The 20451-nt window shown below is 55.3% G+C and carries 13 protein-coding genes, 1 tRNA gene and 5 pseudogenes; 6 read left to right on the top strand and 13 right to left on the bottom strand.

The genetic code is table 11. From position 1 onward, the window contains the following. Positions 1-213: 213 nt before the first annotated feature. Together PHA01_RS07785 and PHA01_RS07780 are read right to left on the bottom strand one after the other, a co-directional pair. A complete protein-coding gene (locus PHA01_RS07785; protein ID WP_271894353.1) occupies positions 214-888 on the bottom strand; it encodes an SOS response-associated peptidase in 675 nt (224 codons plus the stop codon). A gap of 1797 nt (positions 889-2685) precedes the next feature. After that, the gene (locus tag PHA01_RS07780) at positions 2686-2883 is read right to left on the bottom strand and encodes a hypothetical protein (RefSeq protein WP_271894352.1); all 198 of its coding nucleotides are present in this window, start codon (positions 2881-2883) and stop codon (positions 2686-2688) included. Positions 2884-5369: 2486 nt separating this feature from the next. On the opposite strand from PHA01_RS07780, the pseudogene PHA01_RS07775 reads away from it, so the two are divergent. Beyond that, positions 5370-5809, top strand: a pseudogene (locus PHA01_RS07775) (MgtC/SapB family protein). An 806-nt stretch (positions 5810-6615) separates the two neighbouring features. On the opposite strand, the gene PHA01_RS07770 reads toward PHA01_RS07775, so the two are convergent. The 4 genes from PHA01_RS07770 to PHA01_RS07755 form a co-directional block, all read right to left on the bottom strand. Next, positions 6616-6915: a DUF982 domain-containing protein gene (locus tag PHA01_RS07770; RefSeq protein WP_224515811.1), complete on the bottom strand. Its 300-nt coding sequence runs from the start codon at positions 6913-6915 to the stop codon at positions 6616-6618. A 322-nt stretch (positions 6916-7237) separates the two neighbouring features. Further along, the gene (gene groL, locus PHA01_RS07765; protein WP_271894350.1) at positions 7238-8866 is read right to left on the bottom strand and encodes a chaperonin GroEL; all 1629 of its coding nucleotides are present in this window, start codon (positions 8864-8866) and stop codon (positions 7238-7240) included. Between the two features lie 52 nt (positions 8867-8918). After that, complete coding sequence (locus tag PHA01_RS07760; protein WP_271894348.1) at positions 8919-9233, bottom strand: co-chaperone GroES; 315 nt, start codon at positions 9231-9233, stop codon at positions 8919-8921. 585 nt (positions 9234-9818) lie between these two features. After that, positions 9819-10040 carry a hypothetical protein gene (locus PHA01_RS07755; RefSeq protein WP_271894347.1) on the bottom strand — a complete coding sequence of 74 codons (222 nt, stop codon included), beginning with the start codon at positions 10038-10040 and terminating at the stop codon, positions 9819-9821. Between the two features lie 1042 nt (positions 10041-11082). On the opposite strand from PHA01_RS07755, the pseudogene PHA01_RS07750 reads away from it, so the two are divergent. Beyond that, positions 11083-11343 (top strand): annotated as a pseudogene (locus PHA01_RS07750) (integrase); the annotation flags it as partial. A gap of 40 nt (positions 11344-11383) precedes the next feature. On the opposite strand, the gene PHA01_RS07745 reads toward PHA01_RS07750, so the two are convergent. Beyond that, positions 11384-11650 carry a hypothetical protein gene (locus PHA01_RS07745; protein ID WP_271894459.1) on the bottom strand — a complete coding sequence of 89 codons (267 nt, stop codon included), beginning with the start codon at positions 11648-11650 and terminating at the stop codon, positions 11384-11386. Between PHA01_RS07745 and PHA01_RS07740 the strand changes: the two genes are divergently transcribed. Beyond that, positions 11595-12368 (top strand): tyrosine-type recombinase/integrase, encoded by a 774-nt coding sequence (locus PHA01_RS07740; RefSeq protein ID WP_271894449.1) that lies wholly within the window; start codon positions 11595-11597, stop codon positions 12366-12368. The two genes, PHA01_RS07745 and PHA01_RS07740, sit on opposite strands and share 56 nt — an antisense overlap. Positions 12369-13197: 829 nt before the next feature. Here PHA01_RS07740 and PHA01_RS07735 read toward each other — a convergent pair. From PHA01_RS07735 to PHA01_RS07730, 3 genes and pseudogenes are all read right to left on the bottom strand, one after another. After that, on the bottom strand, positions 13198-14625 hold the full coding sequence (locus PHA01_RS07735; RefSeq protein WP_271894345.1) for a DUF1254 domain-containing protein: 1428 nt from the start codon (positions 14623-14625) through the stop codon (positions 13198-13200). A 500-nt stretch (positions 14626-15125) separates the two neighbouring features. After that, positions 15126-15353, bottom strand: a pseudogene (locus tag PHA01_RS29380) (hypothetical protein); the annotation flags it as partial. Between the two features lie 92 nt (positions 15354-15445). Next, positions 15446-15530, bottom strand: a tRNA-Leu gene (locus PHA01_RS07730). Between PHA01_RS07730 and PHA01_RS07725 the strand changes: the two genes are divergently transcribed. The 3 genes and pseudogenes from PHA01_RS07725 to PHA01_RS07715 all read left to right on the top strand — a co-directional run bounded on the left by PHA01_RS07725 (position 15494) and on the right by PHA01_RS07715 (position 16924). After that, a complete protein-coding gene (locus tag PHA01_RS07725) occupies positions 15494-15913 on the top strand; it encodes a hypothetical protein (RefSeq protein WP_271894343.1) in 420 nt (139 codons plus the stop codon). The genes PHA01_RS07730 and PHA01_RS07725 overlap by 37 nt on opposite strands. A gap of 42 nt (positions 15914-15955) precedes the next feature. Beyond that, a pseudogene (locus PHA01_RS07720) lies at positions 15956-16330 on the top strand (Hsp20 family protein); the annotation flags it as partial. Between the two features lie 83 nt (positions 16331-16413). Next, a pseudogene (locus tag PHA01_RS07715) lies at positions 16414-16924 on the top strand (Hsp20/alpha crystallin family protein). An 896-nt stretch (positions 16925-17820) separates the two neighbouring features. On the opposite strand, the gene PHA01_RS07710 reads toward PHA01_RS07715, so the two are convergent. The 3 genes from PHA01_RS07710 to PHA01_RS07700 form a co-directional block, all read right to left on the bottom strand. After that, positions 17821-18555 (bottom strand): hypothetical protein, encoded by a 735-nt coding sequence (locus PHA01_RS07710; protein WP_271894341.1) that lies wholly within the window; start codon positions 18553-18555, stop codon positions 17821-17823. A 424-nt stretch (positions 18556-18979) separates the two neighbouring features. Next, on the bottom strand, positions 18980-19153 hold the full coding sequence (locus PHA01_RS07705; RefSeq protein WP_224515847.1) for a hypothetical protein: 174 nt from the start codon (positions 19151-19153) through the stop codon (positions 18980-18982). Positions 19154-19499: 346 nt separating this feature from the next. Next, positions 19500-19751: a helix-turn-helix domain-containing protein gene (locus tag PHA01_RS07700; protein WP_271894340.1), complete on the bottom strand. Its 252-nt coding sequence runs from the start codon at positions 19749-19751 to the stop codon at positions 19500-19502. Positions 19752-20451 lie beyond the last annotated feature (700 nt).

Below are 20451 nucleotides of genomic sequence, written 5' to 3'. Positions count from 1 at the left end.
GCCGCTCCGACTTCGGCCCGAGTGAATTTTACACCTAATTTTTTTTGTAACAATTGTATGTCCGCTGGCGGACAAAATGGGCTTTGGATGGGTTGGTATCTCGGTGTTTCGCATATTTGCCGATCTTCATTTCAACTGCACACCTTTGTAATTTGGCGAAATTCTGCGTCTCCCAATTTGTCTAGTCCCACCTTTGCGCGAACTATCCTCCGATCAGAGCAACAGCGGTTGTTCTTCCTCTGCCTCAGGTTGTGGCAGAACAATCAGTTCATTATCGGGCAGGGGCCTTTGCAGCTGCAGCGCCTCTTCAGCCGGCGCATTCATCCAAACGTCGATTTCCTCGGAGGTGCGCAAGATGACTGGCATTGCCTGTTCATGGATCGGCTTGACGACAGCATTCGGAAAGGTTGTCAGAAATGCAAAGATGTCGGTTTGGACCGGCCCTTCCTTTTTCTTCCGCACGCTGTACCAGCTGGTCCAGATCCCAGCGAACCAGAACAGTGGTTTCTCCTCGTTGAGGGCAAACCAATGGAGCGGCTTCTTCTTGGTGACTGGGTCCAGTACCTTGCCGTATTCCGAGAAGCTTGTCGCAGGGACAACGCAACGGTTTGCCGGACCAAGCCAAGCCTGCCAGTGCGGTGATTTCACGTTGCGGATATTGGTCACACCGTAGTCGACCTCGGCCCTCAGAAACTGTGGCGGCGTCGGCATTCCCCATCGGGCTATTGCCAGTTCACGGTCGCCGTTGGCATCCTTACGACCGATCGGTGCCGGATAGTCGGGAAAGACATCCATCTGCGGCGTGAGCCGATTTGTGAGGTCGTTGATCGGCAGGAACAACTGCCGCATCGCTTCGTGGGTGGTGGTGGCGTTGTAGAGATTGCACATGACCCTAAAGATAATCGTTCAGTGGACGTTCGCAAGTCGCGTACTGCGGCGTCTTCGATCTTGACGGCTTCGCATAATGTTCTCATTTTGTTCTCATGGCAAGAACAATAAGGACATTGGGACAGGCTGCCCGACACCGGATGCTCGTGCGATCCCGCTGCCGGACATGCAAAAATGCTGCGCGCTTTACGGCGGACAGCCTTGCCGGGATATTTGGCCATGGGCGCGAAATCAGAAGCCTCACATTCAGATGCAAGGACTGCAACAGCACCGATTGCGAAGTACACCCATACGAAGACATTTTTGAACGGCAAGCGAAGCCGCGACCTGTTCAGGTGCAGATTGATACGAGCGAAACCGGTACCATCGGCGCGATGATCGATCACGGATATACGCTTTGGGCGTTCTGTCAGCGACTAGGATGCAAACACTCGTCAAAGATCGATCTGCAGATCCTGGCAAGGGAGCTCGGAAGAAACCACAGCGTAATGCACCAGCACCTCGCGCCTAAGCTGAGGTGCTCTGCGTGCGGATCAAAGCAGCTCGGTCTCAGCGCGACGCCCTATTGATTGTGGCGCACAGCGTGTTGCAAGTCAGTGTACTTCGGCCCGCGCTTGTCTGCGCTGGCATCGCGCCGACGGCAAGCTATAACTGGAATGAGTAGTGAATTACGTGGCTGGCAATTAGAGGCGTGTTGGCGCGTAAATAAGAAACACGATTCCGCCGCCGCGCTCACCCAGGCAATTTTAGGCGTCCGTCCGCTTCCGGGCCGTCTAAGGTTAAGATTGTAGCAAAGGAAGACGGCCGAACCGAGTGTAGCTCCGGCCCGCGTGCTCGGCGTGCGGATCAAAGCGGCTTCAGTGCGACGCCGTATTGAGAATGGGAAGCGGAACATTCCCCAACGGAAAGCAGTTACAGCTCCATTATGAGGAGACATTGATATGGGTGATCCGATACCTACCCCAGAGCCAGAACCGTACCCGCCACTGCCGGATGATCCGCCTGTCCCCGACCCTGATAAGCCAGGACCAATTCGGCCATTGATGGAGCTACCGCCACTTCAATTACCGGATGAGACATCCTTATCCGAATCGCTGCGAGGTGCGAGATCATATAGCAAATCGTAAAGCATTCCTTTTGTTCAGAAGTCTCTTGCCTAGCCAGGGGAGCGTGACCGCCTTTAGCGGCACTATATTTATGGAGTGAGTTTCAACTTCTGCTGTTTTTGCCGCCGGTTATTGCACGCGGAAATTGAAACGTTTGTTGATTTAAAAGAACAATTTATCGGCCTGTCACGCCGGGGATTCAACCTGTGCACTAACCTGCTCCCGTTTGGAAACGCGCCAAGCTTTCATGTACGCGATGTAGCGCTCTTTGTGAGCCTGCCGCCACTTGCGGGACCTTGCCGCTGCCTTCGCCTTTTGCTCGGGACTCAGCGGATTGGCCGCCCGCCATTTACGCGCTCTTGCAGCCGCCTTAGCTTTCTTGCCGGCCCTTGTCGTATCATCGCCTTTTTTCAAGCAGACTCACTATACTTCCGCATCGCCTCTATGCTGGCCGCAATACCACTTCAGTCCGTACCGCTTGTCAAATCCGAACGACCCCACGCCACAAGCATACTCTGTTGTTAATTTCCGGCGCATGAAAGCGGTCAGCACATTGGGCCACATTTCGTTCCACGTTTCGCGCCACATAGCATTGGGAAAAAGCGGAAAAATACAGCGAAAACAGTACCATACTCGCCCTAAGCAACCAGTCAGTACCATTTGTATTGGGGCGCGCTTTAGCTAAATTGTGTCATGCAACCCAGTTCAAACGTCGCTCACGCCAAGCGTCTTTGAGTAGTTCCTCGATCTCTTCAGTTGTGGCGTCTTGGAAGCTGCCTGCAAGCGTGATCGATAGCTCTTTGAGGTCAACCAGAGCTGGCTTGATGTTCACGGCTTGCGCGACCTGCCGGTTAATTTCGCGCATTAGTTCATCGTCATCGCGGCTCATTGTTTTGCTCCCGTCTGCCACGTTCGCACGAAACCGAACTGGTGAGTTCGTAGTGGAGCAACGTGGCAATCTCAGACACCTCGGCTTCTTCATCAGCCGCCTTCGGAATGGATAAGTGGGGCCCGGCTTCGTTGTAACTTTGACGATCCCGAGCCCCGTGTCAGAGGATTCGCAATCCTCCGACGCGGGTATAAACTTTATCTTTCTTGAAAAGTTCCTGTGGCATGCGAGGCCCATGACGGTCCCGATCGCACTCTTTGGGAAGTTAAGCGAAAAAGCTCAATTGCATTGGAACCCCTCCCGATCACCACCAAGGTCCATCAACTTCCAAAGCGGAGCAATTCCCTCGCCAAACGCATTTGCTGGCCTAAAGCGACGTTATGCGGGGACAGAGGATGACAAAAAGGGGCAAAGCCGATCACCCGCCGAGGTGTTCAAGCGCGGAAGCCGTCGCAAGGACTTTTCGGATCATATGCAGACCGGACATAGCGTTCCGGAGACTGACGAAATATTTCAGGAGCTTTTAGACCGGCTGGAGGAGACAGAAAAAAGGAGCAGTCATAAATTCGCAAGTAGACAGCTGAGTCCTGGTGCATTCGCAAACTTAAGGAATGGTTACGAACCCCTTGATTGCAAGGCTCGGCGGTGCCGATATCCGGGAAGGATAAATCCGCCGATCGCCTGTTGCCGCTTCTAGTCGGACAACATTGGTGAGTGTAGACGGACTTCCAGCTCAGTCAAATCACATGAGAAGAAAGAGGGCTCGACGCAGAAAATTACGTGGTCACGTGCCTCGACGCCGAGCTCGTGCCACCGGGGTATGTGGCACAAAAACCTTCGCACGCTGATTCTGTGGAGGCCCACGATGGTGTGTCTGCCTGGCTGATGATCGCTAGGACCGACGCCATGCCTTAGCCTTGCGCCTGCTCCAGTACGAGCATCGTAGCGTCATCAGCCGAGTTGACGCTTGTCATTTTGCCAGGCTGACTGCTCAAGACCGTGACGGGCGCGAATGCTCTGTAGTCTTCCATGCGGGAAAAGCAGCATAGCGGAGCTGAGGATTCCACCCCATCGATCTGCTTATGGTTTCCGTGAAACAGGGCATCATCGCATCCGACGCCGCACGATAAAAAATACGCACACCGTCACGACGACGGCAATGGCGGCTAAGGGATACATAAGAAAGCTGGATGAAAGCAAATTAGCTGGAATGGTCGTCATTTCATGTTCCCGCGCCCTGGGCTTGTAATGTGGGGTCCGACGCTTCCCCGGAGAGGGATGTCGGCACCGGACCCCTGCCGAAGAGCGCCATGCTCCCTAACGCGATATGAACCGTTCACGATGTCGGAAGTTCCCCTAGGTTGGCGAGAGACTCACCCGGTTTAGGAGGCACTGCATGACGCCCATCAAGGAGCGGCAAGCCTGATGTCCCGACCTGCCGGATACACAATACGAAAGCAGGCTGGATTCCGACCCAGTGGCACACTATGGTCAGCACTCAAAGCGTGCGCCTGTATGGTTAACAAAAAGTGAGGCCCGATATCGGGGTCACCATCCGACATCGAGCCTCTTGCTGAGAGTGCCAGCCCCCCTATAACCCCAGGACGGGCGGAAATGTTCCTCAGAAAATAAAAGCATTAATTTCCAGCCTTCAAGCCCTCCAGGTAAAAACTCAGCATGGTCAGCGACCTCACGCATCCCCTTGAACGATGCGTGGCGCAGTTTACCGTCATGGGTCGAGAGGTCTACATCTTTGGGTTGCTGACCCCTCAGGGTTAGCGTCTCTTGGATTTGGATTCAGCATCAAGACGAGCTTTGCGAAGCCGCTCAGCCGGAAGAAAATCGAGCCTGAACTCTGGGGTTCTGCGTGACAAATGGCCATACCGACACCGGTACGACCCTCCGTCGACCCTAATTGTTGGCTTGAGTGCGAGCGGGCCTTGCAAGAGCACTTCACAATGATTGTCGAAAGTGGTGAACGATCGAGCGCCGCGCTTATAGAATGAATCGTGGAGGCTATAGGGGCCGGTTGGACCGAGCACGAGGTCAAGTGAGCTCTTTTTGATATGATCCAAGCCAAAGGGCATACGGGCGAAGAGGGTAATTTATGGTTGCAAGCGTAACGAGCCCGAAACGCGCGCTCTTAGTAATCCCGATCGCTGGGAAGAATGAGAGTGCCATCAAGCCGCGATTCAACAAGATCAGTTGGGTGGATAGGCGAAACGATCCGACCGTTCCATTGCTGAAAGACGCTGTGGCGGCCGGCTGGACAGAGAGAGGCAATACGAGCAATTTGGACGCTGAGAATGCTAAGGGAGACGGCAGCGGTGACAAGGAACTAGCGTGCGCACGCAAGATTAATGTCCCGCAAGAGCTTCCAAAGTTCGCTCGGTATCATTCTGGTACGCGTCGAAAAGATCCAAGGAACTGTCCATATCGGTTAGCGTTTAAGAAGTAAATTTAGCGATTGTCTGGGGGGAAATTCATTGCTCGAAACATTCCACTGCCTCAATTCCTTGCCGTTTTTTCCACATGTGTTTGCTCTCGTGGTCGCCTATATCGTTGCTTTTCCGATCGGTCTGGATCGAGAACGCGAGGAGTGCGGGTGTGCGGACTTTTCCCATTGTGGCCTTGGCTAGCTGCGGTCTAATTGAAGGGACGGAATGTATTACGGCCGACAATCCCGAAGCCACGGCCCGTATTATCGAGGGACCGATCACTGGCGTCGGCTTTATCGGCGGCGGCGCCATCCTGCAGCTGAAGAATTCTGTCCGTGGCACCGCAACAGCGGCAAGTATCTGGTCAACCGGTGCAATTGGCATCGCGGTCGGACTTGAGAGTTATGATGTGGCGTTCATCATCTCTCTTTACCTTTCTCACGCTGCGCCTGATGCTGCCGTTGAAAAAGGAGCCGAAGCAAGACTAGAATCATCTCGAAGGTGAATAGGCCGCCCGTCAACACGTTATCGTCCAGAAGCCGCATCAACGCCGATCCGGCGTAGCCAAAAATTCAACCTCTAAGCTTTCCTGGCAATGTTTATAATCGCGTTCGTCCTGGGGCGGCATTATCGGCGCTCTCCCATCTATTCGCGCAGTCGCTTAATTGGTGTCCTGCTCAAGCGACGGCCCTCACTCCAAGCGTCCATCGAGTGGGACATTCCAGTGATGGTAGCGGTTAGTACTCAGCACGAGGAGACATTGATATGGGTGATCCAATACCTACCCCAGAGCCAGAACCGAGCCTGCCGCTGCCGGACGATCCGCCTATCCCCCATCTTGAGCCAGGACGAGTACCAGTTCCGCCTGGTTGATGGCGGCAAGGTCGCAGTGAGCGACGAGCTCGCATGTGTTCGAGCACAATCTACAACTATGCAATATTTAGGTCGGATCAAGGTTCTTTGCGCAAGCGTTTTCCAATGCTTGCCACTGTCGAGCGATGTTGCTTGCGGTCGATAAATGCCACTACCATTCCAGCCACTCCGCAAAAGAGCGGGACTGCCAGAGACAAACAAAAGAGCACAAGAACATCATCCATACTCTCATCTCCGTGGCGACAGGGGTTGTGCGAGCTCCCCGCCCCAATCACAAACAGCCCCATTCCTTTCTTTTCGTTCGGTGGCGGCGCAGCGCTCTGCCCCACCTTGGCGAAGAGCACCGGCCGACCATAGTCGATGCAGCGATAAAGCAAGCAACTCGATTACTTGCAAGTCCATTATATCGGCCTCCTGTCATTCAAATTGGTGCTGGAACGATCCTCACCAAATCAGCTTGATCCGGGACGTGTTCGAAGTCAGGCGCCAAGGCATCGTGCTTGCGCGCAAAAGCCACGAACAAGCCTCGGGCGGTCTCCGCTTCTACATCACCGCATAGCGCTGCCTTGCACGCCTTGAGCGCCATCGCATGGGCCGGCTCCTTTTTCGACAGGGACCATTCGCTCAGCAATGCATAGGCTTCTGCTACCGTCCTGACCTCGGTTGGAAACCCAAGTCCGACAATGATCATGACGGGTGTGTTAAACGTATTGCATTCCATAGGTTCCTCCTTTCTTCGTCTACGGGTGAACAGTTGCTGTTGAGTGTCGGCGCGATGGCTTCGGTTCGGAAATCGCGCAGTGGTCCGGCGGGTACTCTTCGGTCGGCTTCATCGTTTCCTTCCCGATTGCCACCTTTATTTTTTCCAATCGACACTTGGTGCTGTAACAGATGACCAGAAACAGCTTCGTCCGATCGAAACGAACGTTCGTAGCCCGGATGGGCCGGCGGCCGTTGAATGTGGGTGATATTTTGCACGTCATGTTCAAGGCAGCACCCGTCGACAGCTGGCTGTGCCCACCCGGCGGGCACAGCCTTCCTCATCAAAAGTCCATACCGCCTGCCGGCATGGCAGGTACAGTCGCTTCCTTCTTCGGCTTCTCGGCAACCATCGCCTCGGTGGTCACGAGCAGGCCGGCGACTGAAGCCGCGTCCTGCAGGGCAGTGCGCACCACCTTTGCCGGGTCGATCACACCCTGACTGTAGAGATCGCCAAACTCATTGGTCTGGGCGTTCCAGCCAAAGCCGAACTCCGCGGCCTCACGCAGCTTGCCGACAATGATGGATCCTTCGGCACCGGCGTTCTCGGCGATCTGGCGGACCGGCGCCTCGATGGCGCGGCGCACGATCTCAACACCGGTTCTCTGGTCGGCGTTGTCGGTCACCAGGTTGTCGAGCGCTCTGGCTGCGCGCAGCAAGGCCACGCCGCCGCCCGGCAGCACACCTTCTTCGACGGCCGCACGCGTTGCGTGCATGGCGTCGTCGACCCGGTCCTTGCGCTCCTTGACCTCGACCTCGGTTGAACCGCCAACGCGAATGACCGCAACGCCGCCGGCAAGCTTCGCAAGACGCTCCTGCAGCTTCTCACGGTCGTAATCCGAGGTCGTCTCTTCGATCTGTGCCTTGATCTGGACGATGCGGCCGTCAATCTCGTTCTTCGAACCGGCGCCGTCGACGATCGTGGTGTTCTCTTTCTCGATCACCACTTTCTTGGCTCGGCCGAGCATCGCAAGCGTGACGTTCTCGAGCTTGATGCCCAGGTCTTCCGATATCGCTGTGCCGCCGGTGAGGATAGCGATGTCTTCCAGCATTGCCTTGCGGCGGTCGCCGAAACCCGGCGCCTTGACGGCCGCGACCTTCAGACCACCACGCAGCTTGTTGACAACAAGGGTAGCCAGCGCTTCACCTTCAACGTCCTCGGCGATGATGAGCAGGGGCTTGCCAGACTGCACCACGGCTTCGAGCACCGGGAGTAACACCTGCAAATTGGCAAGCTTCTTTTCGTGGATGAGCACATAGGGCTCTTCAAATTCGACGCGCATCTTTTCCTGGTTGGTCACAAAATAGGGGGACAGATAACCGCGGTCGAATTGCATCCCCTCCACCACTTCAAGTTCGGTCTCGGCAGTTTTGGCTTCTTCCACGGTAATGACGCCTTCGTTGCCGACCTTCTCCATTGCTTCGGCGAGGAAGCGTCCGATCTCGGCATCGCCGTTGGCAGAGATGGTGCCGACCTGGGCGATCTCGCCGTTCTGCGTCACCTTGCGGGCATTGTTCTTCAGTTCCTCGACGACCGCATCGACCGCCTTGTCGATGCCGCGCTTCAGGTCCATGGGGTTCATACCGGAAGCGACGGCCTTGGCACCTTCCTTGACAATCGCCTGGGCGAGCACCGTCGCGGTCGTGGTGCCGTCACCAGCGATGTCGCTGGTCTTGGAGGCCACTTCGCGCACCATCTGCGCGCCCATGTTCTCGAACTTGTCCTCAAGCTCGATTTCCTTGGCGACGGTGACACCGTCCTTGGTGATGCGCGGTGCGCCGAACGACTTGTCGATAACGACATTGCGGCCCTTGGGGCCGAGCGTCACCTTCACCGCGTTGGCAAGAATATCGACGCCGCGCAGCATCTTTTCGCGGGCGTCGGCATGGAATTTCACTTCTTTCGCAACCATTTTTCTACTCCTTCACGAGGCAGCATTGAATACCGATCACTGACGGGCGCCGTCAGGCGGCCTGTTTTGCCGCGGTCTCTGCTTCAATCACCCCCATAACGTCAGCCTCCTTGATGATCAGAAGATCTTCGCCCTTGAGCCGGATCTCGGTTCCGGACCATTTTCCAAACAGAATGCGGTCGCCGACCTTGACGTCGAGCGGTTGCAGTTGGCCACTTTCGTCGCGGCCGCCGGGCCCGGTGGCGATAACCTCGCCTTCCTGGGGTTTTTCCTTGGCAGTGTCAGGAATGATAATGCCGCCGGCGGTCTTTTCGTCGGCCTCGATGCGGCGGACCAGAATACGGTCATGCAATGGACGGAACGTCATGTCGCTCTCCTCTTCAGACAAACAGTTTTGAGGTTCCTCGGCGCCGCATCCGAAGCGGCTTCGGCGCAGGGCGCGCAACCCTTTGAAGGCATTGCGCGCACAACGAATTGGTTTTGCACATTTAGCATTTCAAGAGGGGGATGAAAAAATTTTGCACTTGATCCAGCCGAGTGCTAATCCTCTGTATTTGTGCAGCTATTTTGGCCCAACGATGTCCGAAGGGTCTTGATCTGAACAAAAACCATTCCAAAATAATGGCACGACCGGAACACCTTTCGGCTTGCCGGCTTATCGACAAGAACCATGGAGATTGTGTAAGCGAAGGAACCTTCCAATGGAACGCAACCTCTCAACGATCATCCCGTCAATCGCCTTGCAAAATCTCCGACCCGGTGCTTGATCGGCTGTTCGCTCCATATCGGTACTCCGGGACATGTGATCAACGACGATCAACGCCAAGTTCAGGAAAAGCGTGCCATCCTCTCGTCGTGGGCATCGGACGCGTTGCGCGTCGGATCCATGCCGACGCTGAGTCAGCTACCGGACGCCGAACAGCGGCCTCGCGACTTGGCGCTGCATCCCGGCTTACAATCCGAAATCATCCTGAGGCTCGATCAGATCGATGAGGGCAGCGACGTGGGTGCCTGGAAGTGGTCGGCCTTCGTTCATCAGCGCCTCCTCGGAGTTCAGCCAAGCGAATGCCTCCCTGAGTTCGCTCAGCGACGCCCCGGTTGCTATTATCTCTGCCACCAACGCATCGTCGACGGATCCGAGAACGGCGACGACGTCGCCACGTGTTATAGCCATGGATCCCTCCCGGACGGTGATCGCCAACTGGAAGCAGTCGGCGCTTTGGCAAAATCATCTTGTCAGGTCGGAAAAATAACGTCCGCAAGCCCGGAGCGTTCCATCGCGGAGACAGTCGGTGATGCAAAGATGCTGTTTCTCCCCCTTGACGCAGGCAAATACGATGCCAAATTCTTGTTGTCGGACGCCACGACGGGGCCGGCAAATGTCAGGGAGCGCCAGCTTCTTGGCGCGCCCTCGTACATCCGGCCTGGCGCGAAAAAGAAACACAACGTCTTCCTCAGACCTTTTGCTGAAACGGGGGCGGTTGCAAAACACTTGAATTGTCGGGACGGCTCCCTTCTGTCCGGTACTGGAGGAAGGAGAGGTGAACGCTAGCCTTGACGAAAAATGGCCAAGCTCCTTGCTATCTTCGCACGGGTCAGCGGCGCGAACTTATCGCAGGATCCAGCTAGATCACTTGGTTCACAAAGCGAGCGGAAACTCCATCTCTTTAGCAGATGGGAACGCGAGCGCTGATTTGTGTCCATTCATCGGCGTCAAGACGATCGGTAGCCACCCAAAGCGCTTTTCCACGTCTATTGTCGATGCGCACGGCGATGAAGCGAATGAGGTTGAATAAGCCGTTTATATAATGATGAAATCGGTTCGACCGCGTCGCGCCACTGCGTTGCAACTGCGAATGGTTGGGCGTTGCGCGTCAGGATATTTCTGGGCCGCCACAATTCTATGCGGGTTCACGTAAACTGGCTGCCCTTCGGCGGAGACGAACTTGAGCATTTTCCTCGGTAGCGAGCAATTCAACAACGACAATCCCGTCCCGTGCCAGCGGAGAGCACCGAAAAGGTGTTTCAGGAAGTTTCAGCCAGTTTCATAAAACTCAATAACTTGTTGAAATTATTTATTTTTTATCTCATGTCGTTTCAACCCGAAAGGGATCCCATCGAGGAGCGTGGCAGACTTTCACTGGAGGCAAGACACCGCGATACGTCGTTGCGTTCAATTACCATCGAAGCGTTTGAGGCCAGAAAGGCCGAACTGAAAGGCGACGGCAAAAGCCAGAGAGCTCCTTGGCAAAAGCCGCCACCAGGCTCAACACATCGCCTCGATTTGCTGGCAGGCTCTGTCAGCATTTTACAGTTCGTTGCAGGATTTGACGGTGACCCATCTTGCGCTTCGCCTCCTGATTTTGACCGGGGCGCGATCATCGCCACTGAGGATGATGCGGACTGAACATGTCGATGGCGATACCTGGACAATTCCGGGCGAGCTTATGAAGGGGCGGAAAGGCGCTACCAGTGATTGCCCGGGCAGCTAGATTTTCAAACAGGGCGGATTCTGATTCAAAGTGGCATGAATTTGCCATCCGTTGATTCTGTTGAGACGTTGGCGCTCGGTGCCGTGCGCCGGCTGGTTGTGGGTTGGTGGGTAAGATGCAGAAGCTTGAAGCTGAAGTCGAAGCCCTGCGGACCGAGAACCAAAGTCTGCGCGCGAAAGTCGACAGCCTCGAATTGGAGAACAAGACCCTGCGGGTTGAGAATCAGATGCTGCGCGATGAGATGGGCTATCGACGCAGGTATCGCGCCGGTCAATCTGGCAAGCAAGATCAAGCCGCTGTTCTCCGGGGATGGCATCCACACATGGTCAAGGCAGGAGGTTCGCCAGTACGAGGAATGTCATCCGGAAGGCACCAAAGCACGCCTGATGCTTCACCTCGCGATGTTCACCGGCCTCCGCCTTAGTGACTTGGCAGTACTCGGGAGACAGCATATTCAGGACGGATGGCTTGTAATCCGCCCCAAGAAAACCGATCGGTCCTGTGGGATATCGGTTGAGATCCCCGTTCTGCCCATCTTAAGCAAGACGATCGATGCCAGCCCCTGCGGTGATCCGACCTTCTTGGTCAGCGAATGGAACGCTTCATTTACTGTCAACGGCCTCGGTAACAAGATGCGCGATTGGTGCGATCAGGCCGGGATGCCGCAGTGTTCGGCGCATGGCCTCCGTAAAGCCGGCGCTACTATCGCCGCCGAGAACGGCGCGACAGATGATAAACTGATGGCAATTTTTGGCTGGACCACCAAAAAGCAGACGGCGCTTTACACAAGAAAAGCCAATCGCCGGAAGCTCGCTGGCGGCGCAATGCACAAGCTCGTCCCAGAACAAAACGAGGGAAAAAAACTCACTGACAATTCGGTTGACGAAAGTCTGACGAAAATTTTGGTTGGTGCCCCTGCCGGTCCATTAGTGCCAAAATCGAACCGACAGTCAAAGCGACAAGTTACCAACCACTGCAATACCTTACAGGATATTGCCAAACAGGTCTGACAGTCGGCACAGTACCCTGAATAGCCAAAGATTAGTACCCCAACTAAACTTTCTTCAAAGTTTCCGATACGACCTCGCAGAAGCTTAGCCCTACCTCCGACTTCGGTAGTACGAGTTCACAAACGTCCCATTCTTTCGATAGTAGCTGCTGACATGCGTGGTCTTCGGTAGACCTGTGATGCAGCTGGTGGCACCGTAGTAGTTGCCAGACTGACACCCTCCAGAGCTACCCCGGTACACTCCAGCACTGCTCTGGTAGCTTGGCGGTAGGCGAGGCTTGTAGCTCACCACTTCCGTAAACGGGGCTGTAGGTGGTTCCGGGTCCGAAATAGGTCAGTTGGGCTTGAGGTGCACCTTGTGCGACCACGGCCCCCTGAGATGCACAAAGGCCCCTTTGGTAGTCCCCAAGATACTGAGGTGCTTGACATAGTACGGGATTGATACGGTCGCCCGTCCCCGCATATGGCTGTTGCTCGTAGCCACTGGCACACCCCGACAGACAGAGCGCTCCAATACACACCGGTTTCCTCAGATCATTCATTAGGCCGCCCCCAGCTATGCCAACGTACCACATGCTGGGATGCCTTATGTCGTCAAATCGTCTCGATTGTCGTCCAGTCCCGCTCTCTCCGCCACATGCCAAGTGAACCATTTTTACCAAATGAAATCAACTAGTTGAGCGCTAGGCGGGTGACAGCTTAGACCAACCATCTAAACGAAGAAATGTGCATCCACTTGCGATGGCAGCACTTGCTGGATGGAAAACCTCACGAAGCTGCAGACCTTGTAAGGGCCGCAGCCACGTAGCTCAACTACCGCAGCGATGGCGCTATTGCGCAACCACATTCTGGAGTGCTGGGACCATCGTCACAGGTGGCGGATTCCATCGACCTGTCAGCGCTTCCATTTTCGGACTGTAAAGACGCATGGTCAGGTTGAAACCACCCGTTGGTGCGGGGAGCCAATTGGCTTCCTTTTCCGCGCCTGGGCTCTTGTTCTGGAGGTAGAGATCAAGCGAACCGTCGGGGTTGTATTTGAAAGGCATCCAGCTACTCACTGCAAAACGGTTGAGGCTGTTGCCGACCTGAAACCCCTCCGGATCATAAAGGGTAATCGACCAGAACGCCCTGACAGGCGGCAGTGTTTCCTTGTCGAAATGAATGGTGTAGCTGTTCGCCCCGCTGAGCGGGTTGCCTTTTTCGTCGCCGAGGTTGAGCGGGTAGATGGCATCGTCAGGCAAGTTTGCGCCAAGGCCAAGCTGAGTGACAATGGCACGTTTCAGATAGTAGTTGCCGTAGACGCCCATCGTATCCGTATTCATCGACCAGTAATTGGCGACCCGTGCCAACGTCGCCAACTTCCATTCCATGAGTTTCTGTGCGTCGGCTGGCGTACCCTCAAGCGCCTTGGCGACAACAGGGTCGGCTTTGCCCAAATCGAAGCTCTTGCCGGGCTCAATGCCGATACGCTTCAACTGGCTCACGATGGGTTGATCGGTAATGTGAGGAGGATTGTCCTTGAGAAGCTCTGCCGCATAGGCAAAGAATTCGCCTGCCGTCATCCCGTCAACCGTCTTTTTCGGCGGCGTCTTCATGTCGACCGCCGCATCGATCGCCACTTTGACGGGCTCGGGCGTCTTGCCCCATTGCGACAGCGGCGTTACCTTGTAACCAGCTTGAACCTTATGAACCGCATCGTAGTCGGGCGGACCGTCAGTCTTGGTGCGTCCGATGACCCAGACGAAAGGCGTCGGCGCATCTATCCGCTGCGTTCCGGCTGGCAATTCCTTTCCTTCCCATCCGGGAGGAACGATGGCGAAGTCGGCTTTTTCGGTCCCCGTGGTCCGCCAGCCCGGCGAGGCAAATACGTCTGTCCACATGTCGAGCATTGGCAGAAGATAATAGCGCCCGTCCGTGTCCGGCACAGAAACAATCATCGGCTCCTTGGTCATGTCCAGCCACGCGATGGAGTAGAGCGTATCGAAATTCGACCGCACGACGTCCTTAAAGTCCGCTGGTGGGAATTCCGGAACATTGGTGAATTCGTTGGCGGGCCCTCGACCGAAGACCTTGCCTGCCTCGATATTGGTCGCCTGCTTTCGGGTCACGTCCATTGTGACCAACGGGTACAAGTAGACATAGGCATCGACACCGATCGCGTGCGCATCCTGTTCGCTCAAGGCCTCTTCGGCTATCGCTCCGTGGACAAGTGGTGCCGTAGCCAAAAGCACAGCAGCGACAAGAGTGGATAATCCCATTTTCAAGATACGTCCTCCCATTGCTAGTAAACAATAAATGAATGAATTTTTTGGCGCGGTCTCTTCAGCGTGTGTCTGGCAACGTCCACCAAGTTTGCATCGTTAAGAGTTGCGATATTGGATAGGATAGGTGCGAGGAAATTCCGCTGATAGCTGATGGTAGTCGCTGGATTGGGTCGATGGAAGTACGTAACAGTAACAAGTCGAAAGGGGCAGGGGTTAGCTCACCGTGGGAATGAGCCTACACCTTAAGATGAGCGAGCAGTAGTTCGGTCGCCCTCTCAACATCCTTGCCGAGGTGGCGAAGGACCTGTCCTCTTGATCGCGGGTACACATGAAGCTCGGTAGGCCACCTGTACGCGCCGGTATTCCGATTTGCTGTCGGGCTGAAGGTCGGCTTGGACGGTGAGTGCAACCGTCAGGGACGCTTCCAAGGATACCTGTGGTGTAACCTGAGTGTCAGGTAAAGTTAAAGAGGAGTAGAGGCCACTGCCTCCTCCCTCAATGGTAACCACTCCAGGCACCGATGTGTGTTGGAGGAATGTGTCCAGCATGACCTGCTCAGCGATATCCGCCTTCGATTGAGGAACCAAGATCGCATCGTGGATGGGGAGCGCCACAATCTCCATGGCTTTCAGCCTGAGGAGAATATCCACCATGATCTGGCTCTCACGGAACTGGAGATGATGACCTATTCCTTGGTAGAACAGGTCTGAGATGTCAGCGTGGCATCGTAGGTCCTCAATTGGTACGTCAAACAGTACCCTGAGGACGAATTATCGTTGCAGTATCAATGCGATGTGGGATTTTTGGTGTCTTTTGGTGCCCCCTGCCGGAATCGAACCAGCACTCCTTTCGGAACCTGATTTTGAGTCAGGCGCGTCTACCAATTCCGCCAAGGGGGCCGCAAGAGCGTCGGACATGGGCAAGCACGACCGTAAAAAGCCAAATACATGCAGAGCCACCCTTCCGTCAACAGCAATACGATGATTTCTTAAATGTGCATGATCTTGTTACACGCCTGCTTCAGCAGATCGTGATTATGGGATGCGATGACCATGACGCCCGCGCCTTGCAACATATTCTGCATGCGGTATCGGCGGCGCCGAAACGAATTCCAGAAGCAGAATTTCCTGCGTCACAGCTGTTTCGATTGAAAAAGCAGACGAGCCGCCATACCTTGGGAATAACTTTTATAAGGTATATCAATGAATTCGCCGATTTCGCTGAACTCGATGATATTTTCCATCTCTTCTTCGATCAGCACATTGCTCCAGCCGTTTATTAGACTGCGTAGCAGGATATTCCCTCGTCCGGTCATCTGCAAGGCAGCGAGAACTGGCCGCCTTATGACATCGTCAAGCTCGGCGAAGACAGCTACCGCATTGTCACGGCCGTGGCAGGCTTTGCCGAAGATGAGCTATCGATCACCCACGAGCCGAATATGCTTGTGGTCAATGGCGCGAAGTCGAACGGCGAGGAAGTCCAATATCTCCATCACGGCCTGGCCCTACGGCCATTCACGCACCGCTTCGAACTCGCTGACCATGTGAGCGTTACCGGTGCGCGACTGGAAAACGGTCTGCTCGTGGTCGATCTCAAGAAGGAAATTCCCGAGGAGATGAAGCCGCGCCGCATCGCCATCAATGCCGACCCCGGCACGAAGCCTGCCCGCAAGCAGGTGGGCAACAGCGTCGCCGCCTGATTGGCAAATAAGCAGCCCGAGCAGGCGCCGGAAGCCGGTGCCTCTGGCAGAAAAAAAGGAGAAACACGAAAGGAGACAAGACTATGAGCGTACGTGATCTTATTTCATGGAATCGGGGCAACAATAACGTTCCGAGCGTCTATCGCGAGGATGACATGGATCCGTTCCTGTCACTGCACCGCAACGTCAACCGGCTGTTCGACGAGGTTTTCCCAAGGGTTTGGCAACGCCTCGCTGTTCAACCCAATGACAGCGCGCAACGGAACTTGGCCGCGCGTCGAGTTCTCGGAGAATGACAAGGAAATCCAGTTTACGGCCGAGGTGCCGGGTCTTGAAGAACAAGACATCGAGGTTGTCCTGGTGGACGGTATTCTGACGCTTCGCGGCGAAAAGAAATCAGAAACTGAAGACAAGGACAGGCAGTTCAGTGAGCGCTATTACGGGCGGTTCGAGCGGCGCATCGGCTTGGGGCGGGCGGTCGACGAGAACAAAGTCGCCGCAGCCTTCAAAAACGGTCTTCTGACTATAACACTGCCGAAGACCGAAAAAGCCCAGGCCAAGGCCAAGCGTATCGCCATCGGCAGCGAAAACTGACCTCGGTCACTGTCCGCGGGGTGCATCCACACGGGTGCACTCCCGTGTCCGGTTAAGCAGCCTGCTCACGCTATCCCCGCGCGGATTTCTTGTATGAACTCAACCGCCTTGCGCTCGAAGACCGGACGTCGAGAGCGCCGCCGACCGGAACGCAAATACCAGCCGGGCCCATCCGGCCTGGCGCGAAAAAGAGACGCAACGTCTTCCTCAGACCTTTTGCTGAAACGGGGGCGGTTGCAAAACACTTGAATTGTCGGGACGGCTCCCTTCTGTCCGGTACTGGAGGAAGGAGAGGTGAACGCTAGCCTTGACGAAAAATGGCCAAGCTCCTTGCTATCTTCGCACGGGTCAGCGGCGCGAACTTATCGCAGGATCCAGCTAGATCACTTGGTTCGCAAAGCGAGCGGAAACTCCATCTCTTTAGCGGATGGGAACGCGAGCGCTGACCTGTGTCCATTCATCGGCGTCAAGACGATCGGTGCCACGCAAAGCGCTTTCCACGTCTATTGTCGATGCGCACGGCGATGAAGCGAATGAGGTTGAATAAGCCGTTTATATAATGATGAAATCGGTTCGACCGCGTCGCGCCACTGCGTTGCAACTGCGAATGGTTGGGCGTTGCGCGTCAGGATATTTCTGGGCCGCACAATTCTATGCGGGTTCACGTAAACTGGCTGCCCTTCGGCGGAGACGAACTTAAGCATTTTCCTCGCCTTTTCATTTCTGCGTCTTGGTAGCAAGCAATTCAACAATGACGATCCCGTCCCGTGCCCCGGAGAGGCATCCATTGCCGTTGTGATGCCAGGGCGACTTTTGCGGCCAATTGAGTGGGCGGGGCCAATTTTATCAACAAAGCTGCCAAGTTGTTCAATTCGGCATCCGGCAGAATTTGGAAATCAGGCGCTGGGTTGGAGTGTTGCTCCCGAACGTTTCAGATGGCACAACAACACATAGATGAAGACCAGTATCCCGGCCATTTCCAGACCTTCCTCGATGTTCGTCAATATTCGGTACCGAAATGATTCAATCCCTTCAACTTCAGCAACGCTGCCGCCAATCATCTCGAATCCGACGGCGCCACTAAGGAAGATCAGGGCTGAAAGCACGAGGAGCCCCGCGAGCGTCAACGGAAACGACCTGATGAAGGGAATAAAGGCCGCAAGACCGATCAGGCTGACGATACCGGCTGGCGCCGCCCAGGCGAAATACATCAGGCCAGTGTGCTCCATCCTTCCGGACAAAGCGGCAGAAATCTTTTCATGAATGCCGGCGAATTCGTCGAACGAAAGCAACAGAAAAAGTCCTGTGAGCGCATACCAGTGATATTTGAACCTGCTGCCGCGCATGGCTGCGTCCCGGCTTGCCAGAAAAAGCAGCCATGCGGCGGAAAACGCTACCACCACAGATAGCCAAGTGAACGCGCTGTCCTCCGAGTCGACGTCGAGCAGCCATATCTTGTTGGAAAGGTCCGGCTTGGCACCAGAATAGAGTAGCAGATCCTGCATAAAACCTGCACCGAGCAGTACCGCCGAAACTGCACAGGCCAGCACATACACCCAGCCCGGCCTCACAAGCGTGCGCGCTCTTAACGGAATTTCGCTATTGGCCACATTGGTGAGCCGGACACTCATCGATCACCTGATTTGCATGCACTTGACATGTCACAAAACCATCACAAATCTGTCGCATTCCTTAACGCATTGTCAACGCATGGAGACAACAATGGCTCCCGTTGGAGGACATTTAAATTTGACGGTCGGTGTAGCCGCGCTGGCGATGCTGCTGCTACTTGCCGTGCTCGTCGTGGCTCTGGACATCGAGATTGCGCTGCCGAGAGGCTGACAGGGCATGCGCCCGGCCGTAAAATACGAACCAGCAGTGCTGCGGATTCTTCTGCACAGTGCCAGACGTTACTTGCCTGGTCTATGCCGGACGCCATATGTGACGAATGTGTCGCGTTTCATCCTGGCGTGATCGTTCAAATCAGCTTGAGGACATTCGTGCGGCAGACGGCTTCTGGGTGCCGTCAAACAGCAGTACGCGAAGTCCGGAAGGCTATCTCCTGACAATGCCCAGGCGTCTTTCTTCCTGTTTGGCGAACTCCTTCGCGGCTCCCTCCGTACCAAAGGGGCGCTGCTTAACTTGCCCGCTTTCGTGCACTGTCACGAACCATTTTCCATCTTTTGGTTCAATGCCGACGCTATTGAGTGCTGGTTCCTCGAAAGTCATTCTTCTGTCCTAAGCTTAGATAATGCCAATTGCTAGAAAAATGTACGAAACGAGATGGTCGCTCAAGCTCGCCCGAAACTGTCCAAAACCTGGTTGCTTCCATGTTGCGATTTGGCGACGGGCAGGAATTGCGGCTGCGGCGACAAGCGCTGCTGCGAGCAAGACTTTTTCATCGCACTGCTACCTTGGATGCTGCCGGAAACCACTTGGTGCCACGATCGTTGCCAGCGGCTTCTGGTGCAGTGACCCGACCTGATGACGGAATCCGGTACTGCGGGTAAGTGACAGCGTTAATGCCCACGAGCGTCATGAATTTCAAGTCGTCGCCCGCGCCTTGGCACTGCTGTCAGCGCTGAGGGAAGTAATCCGCAAGGAATGCCATCGGGTCAAGCTTGAGTACATGGCACAACGCGATCATCATTGAGACGGCCATGCGGTTGCTGCCGCTCTCGTACTTCTGGATTTGCGTGCCTGAAATGCCCATGGATGCGCCGAGGTCGATTTGGCTGAGGCCAGCGGCCAAGCGGGCGGCTCTCAGCTTTGCGCCAAGGTCTTTATCAATACGGGCTGCTGCCGAATTTCGCGTAAACGCTACCATCGCGCCAATATCCCATACACCGGTTAAAGGATTGCGAAAGAGCCGCCTGGCGGGCTTGGCCGCAGCGGCGATGAGCACCCAGCATCTGGGGTAGGCTCCTGGCCGCCTATGCGATATGACCGCCGGCTCGGCAAGTTAGGGAACCATTGCGTAAAAAAACCGCCACCGGGAGAGCGGTCACTCGACAGCAGCGGGACGGGTTTCAGGGGAGGGGCGGCAACCGCCTTGAACCAGGTAGCTCGCCACGATCGGGCCCTCCACCTAAGCTCGCCGGGAAACTGCGCAATCCTTGCCGAGGAAATAGCCCCATGTCAATCGCGCTGCCAGCCGCAGCGCGACCGGCAATTTTGCCGCTGGCCGTGTCATGTTTTTAACCCTCAAACCAGCTTGTACTCGAAAGGTGGGCGCACTTTGGATCAGCTGATCTGGACACGGGGGCGCATGCCTCAGGCGAGTAAGATAACGTGCGTCCGGCGTCATCCCTTTGGCGCTATGGATTTGACAGTTGGCGTCACGTATCACATCGGAAGGATGATCTGGAGCACCAGGCAAAAAAGAGCCGGACTAAAAAGCCCGGCTTTAATTGTGAAGGTTGAAAACCTCCAAAAGGGGAGCAGCCAGCGCGGATAGGTGGGAGGAGAACCGCGCTGACTGAACCCAATGTGGGATTGGAATTGATGTCTTACAAATGCACTCATTG

This window comes from Candidatus Phyllobacterium onerii, from assembly GCF_028331445.1.
Taxonomy (GTDB): domain Bacteria; phylum Pseudomonadota; class Alphaproteobacteria; order Rhizobiales; family Rhizobiaceae; genus Phyllobacterium; species Phyllobacterium onerii.
Note: the sequence above shows the minus strand (reverse complement) of the source record. Positions and strands in the feature narration are given on the sequence as shown.

Coding starts and splice junctions, on each gene's coding strand:
- PHA01_RS07700 (WP_271894340.1), bottom strand. CDS start 19,751: ATGGTAGCGTTTACGCGAAATTCGGCAGCAGCCCGTATTGATAAAGAC.
- PHA01_RS07780 (WP_271894352.1), bottom strand. CDS start 2,883: ATGAGCCGCGATGACGATGAACTAATGCGCGAAATTAACCGGCAGGTC.
- PHA01_RS07740 (WP_271894449.1), top strand. CDS start 11,595: ATGAGATGGGCTATCGACGCAGGTATCGCGCCGGTCAATCTGGCAAGC.
- groL (WP_271894350.1), bottom strand. CDS start 8,866: ATGGTTGCGAAAGAAGTGAAATTCCATGCCGACGCCCGCGAAAAGATG.
- PHA01_RS07755 (WP_271894347.1), bottom strand. CDS start 10,040: ATGGCTATAACACGTGGCGACGTCGTCGCCGTTCTCGGATCCGTCGAC.
- PHA01_RS07770 (WP_224515811.1), bottom strand. CDS start 6,915: ATGGAATGCAATACGTTTAACACACCCGTCATGATCATTGTCGGACTT.
- PHA01_RS07705 (WP_224515847.1), bottom strand. CDS start 19,153: ATGACTTTCGAGGAACCAGCACTCAATAGCGTCGGCATTGAACCAAAA.
- PHA01_RS07710 (WP_271894341.1), bottom strand. CDS start 18,555: ATGAGTGTCCGGCTCACCAATGTGGCCAATAGCGAAATTCCGTTAAGA.
- PHA01_RS07760 (WP_271894348.1), bottom strand. CDS start 9,233: ATGACGTTCCGTCCATTGCATGACCGTATTCTGGTCCGCCGCATCGAG.
- PHA01_RS07735 (WP_271894345.1), bottom strand. CDS start 14,625: ATGGGATTATCCACTCTTGTCGCTGCTGTGCTTTTGGCTACGGCACCA.
- PHA01_RS07785 (WP_271894353.1), bottom strand. CDS start 888: ATGTGCAATCTCTACAACGCCACCACCACCCACGAAGCGATGCGGCAG.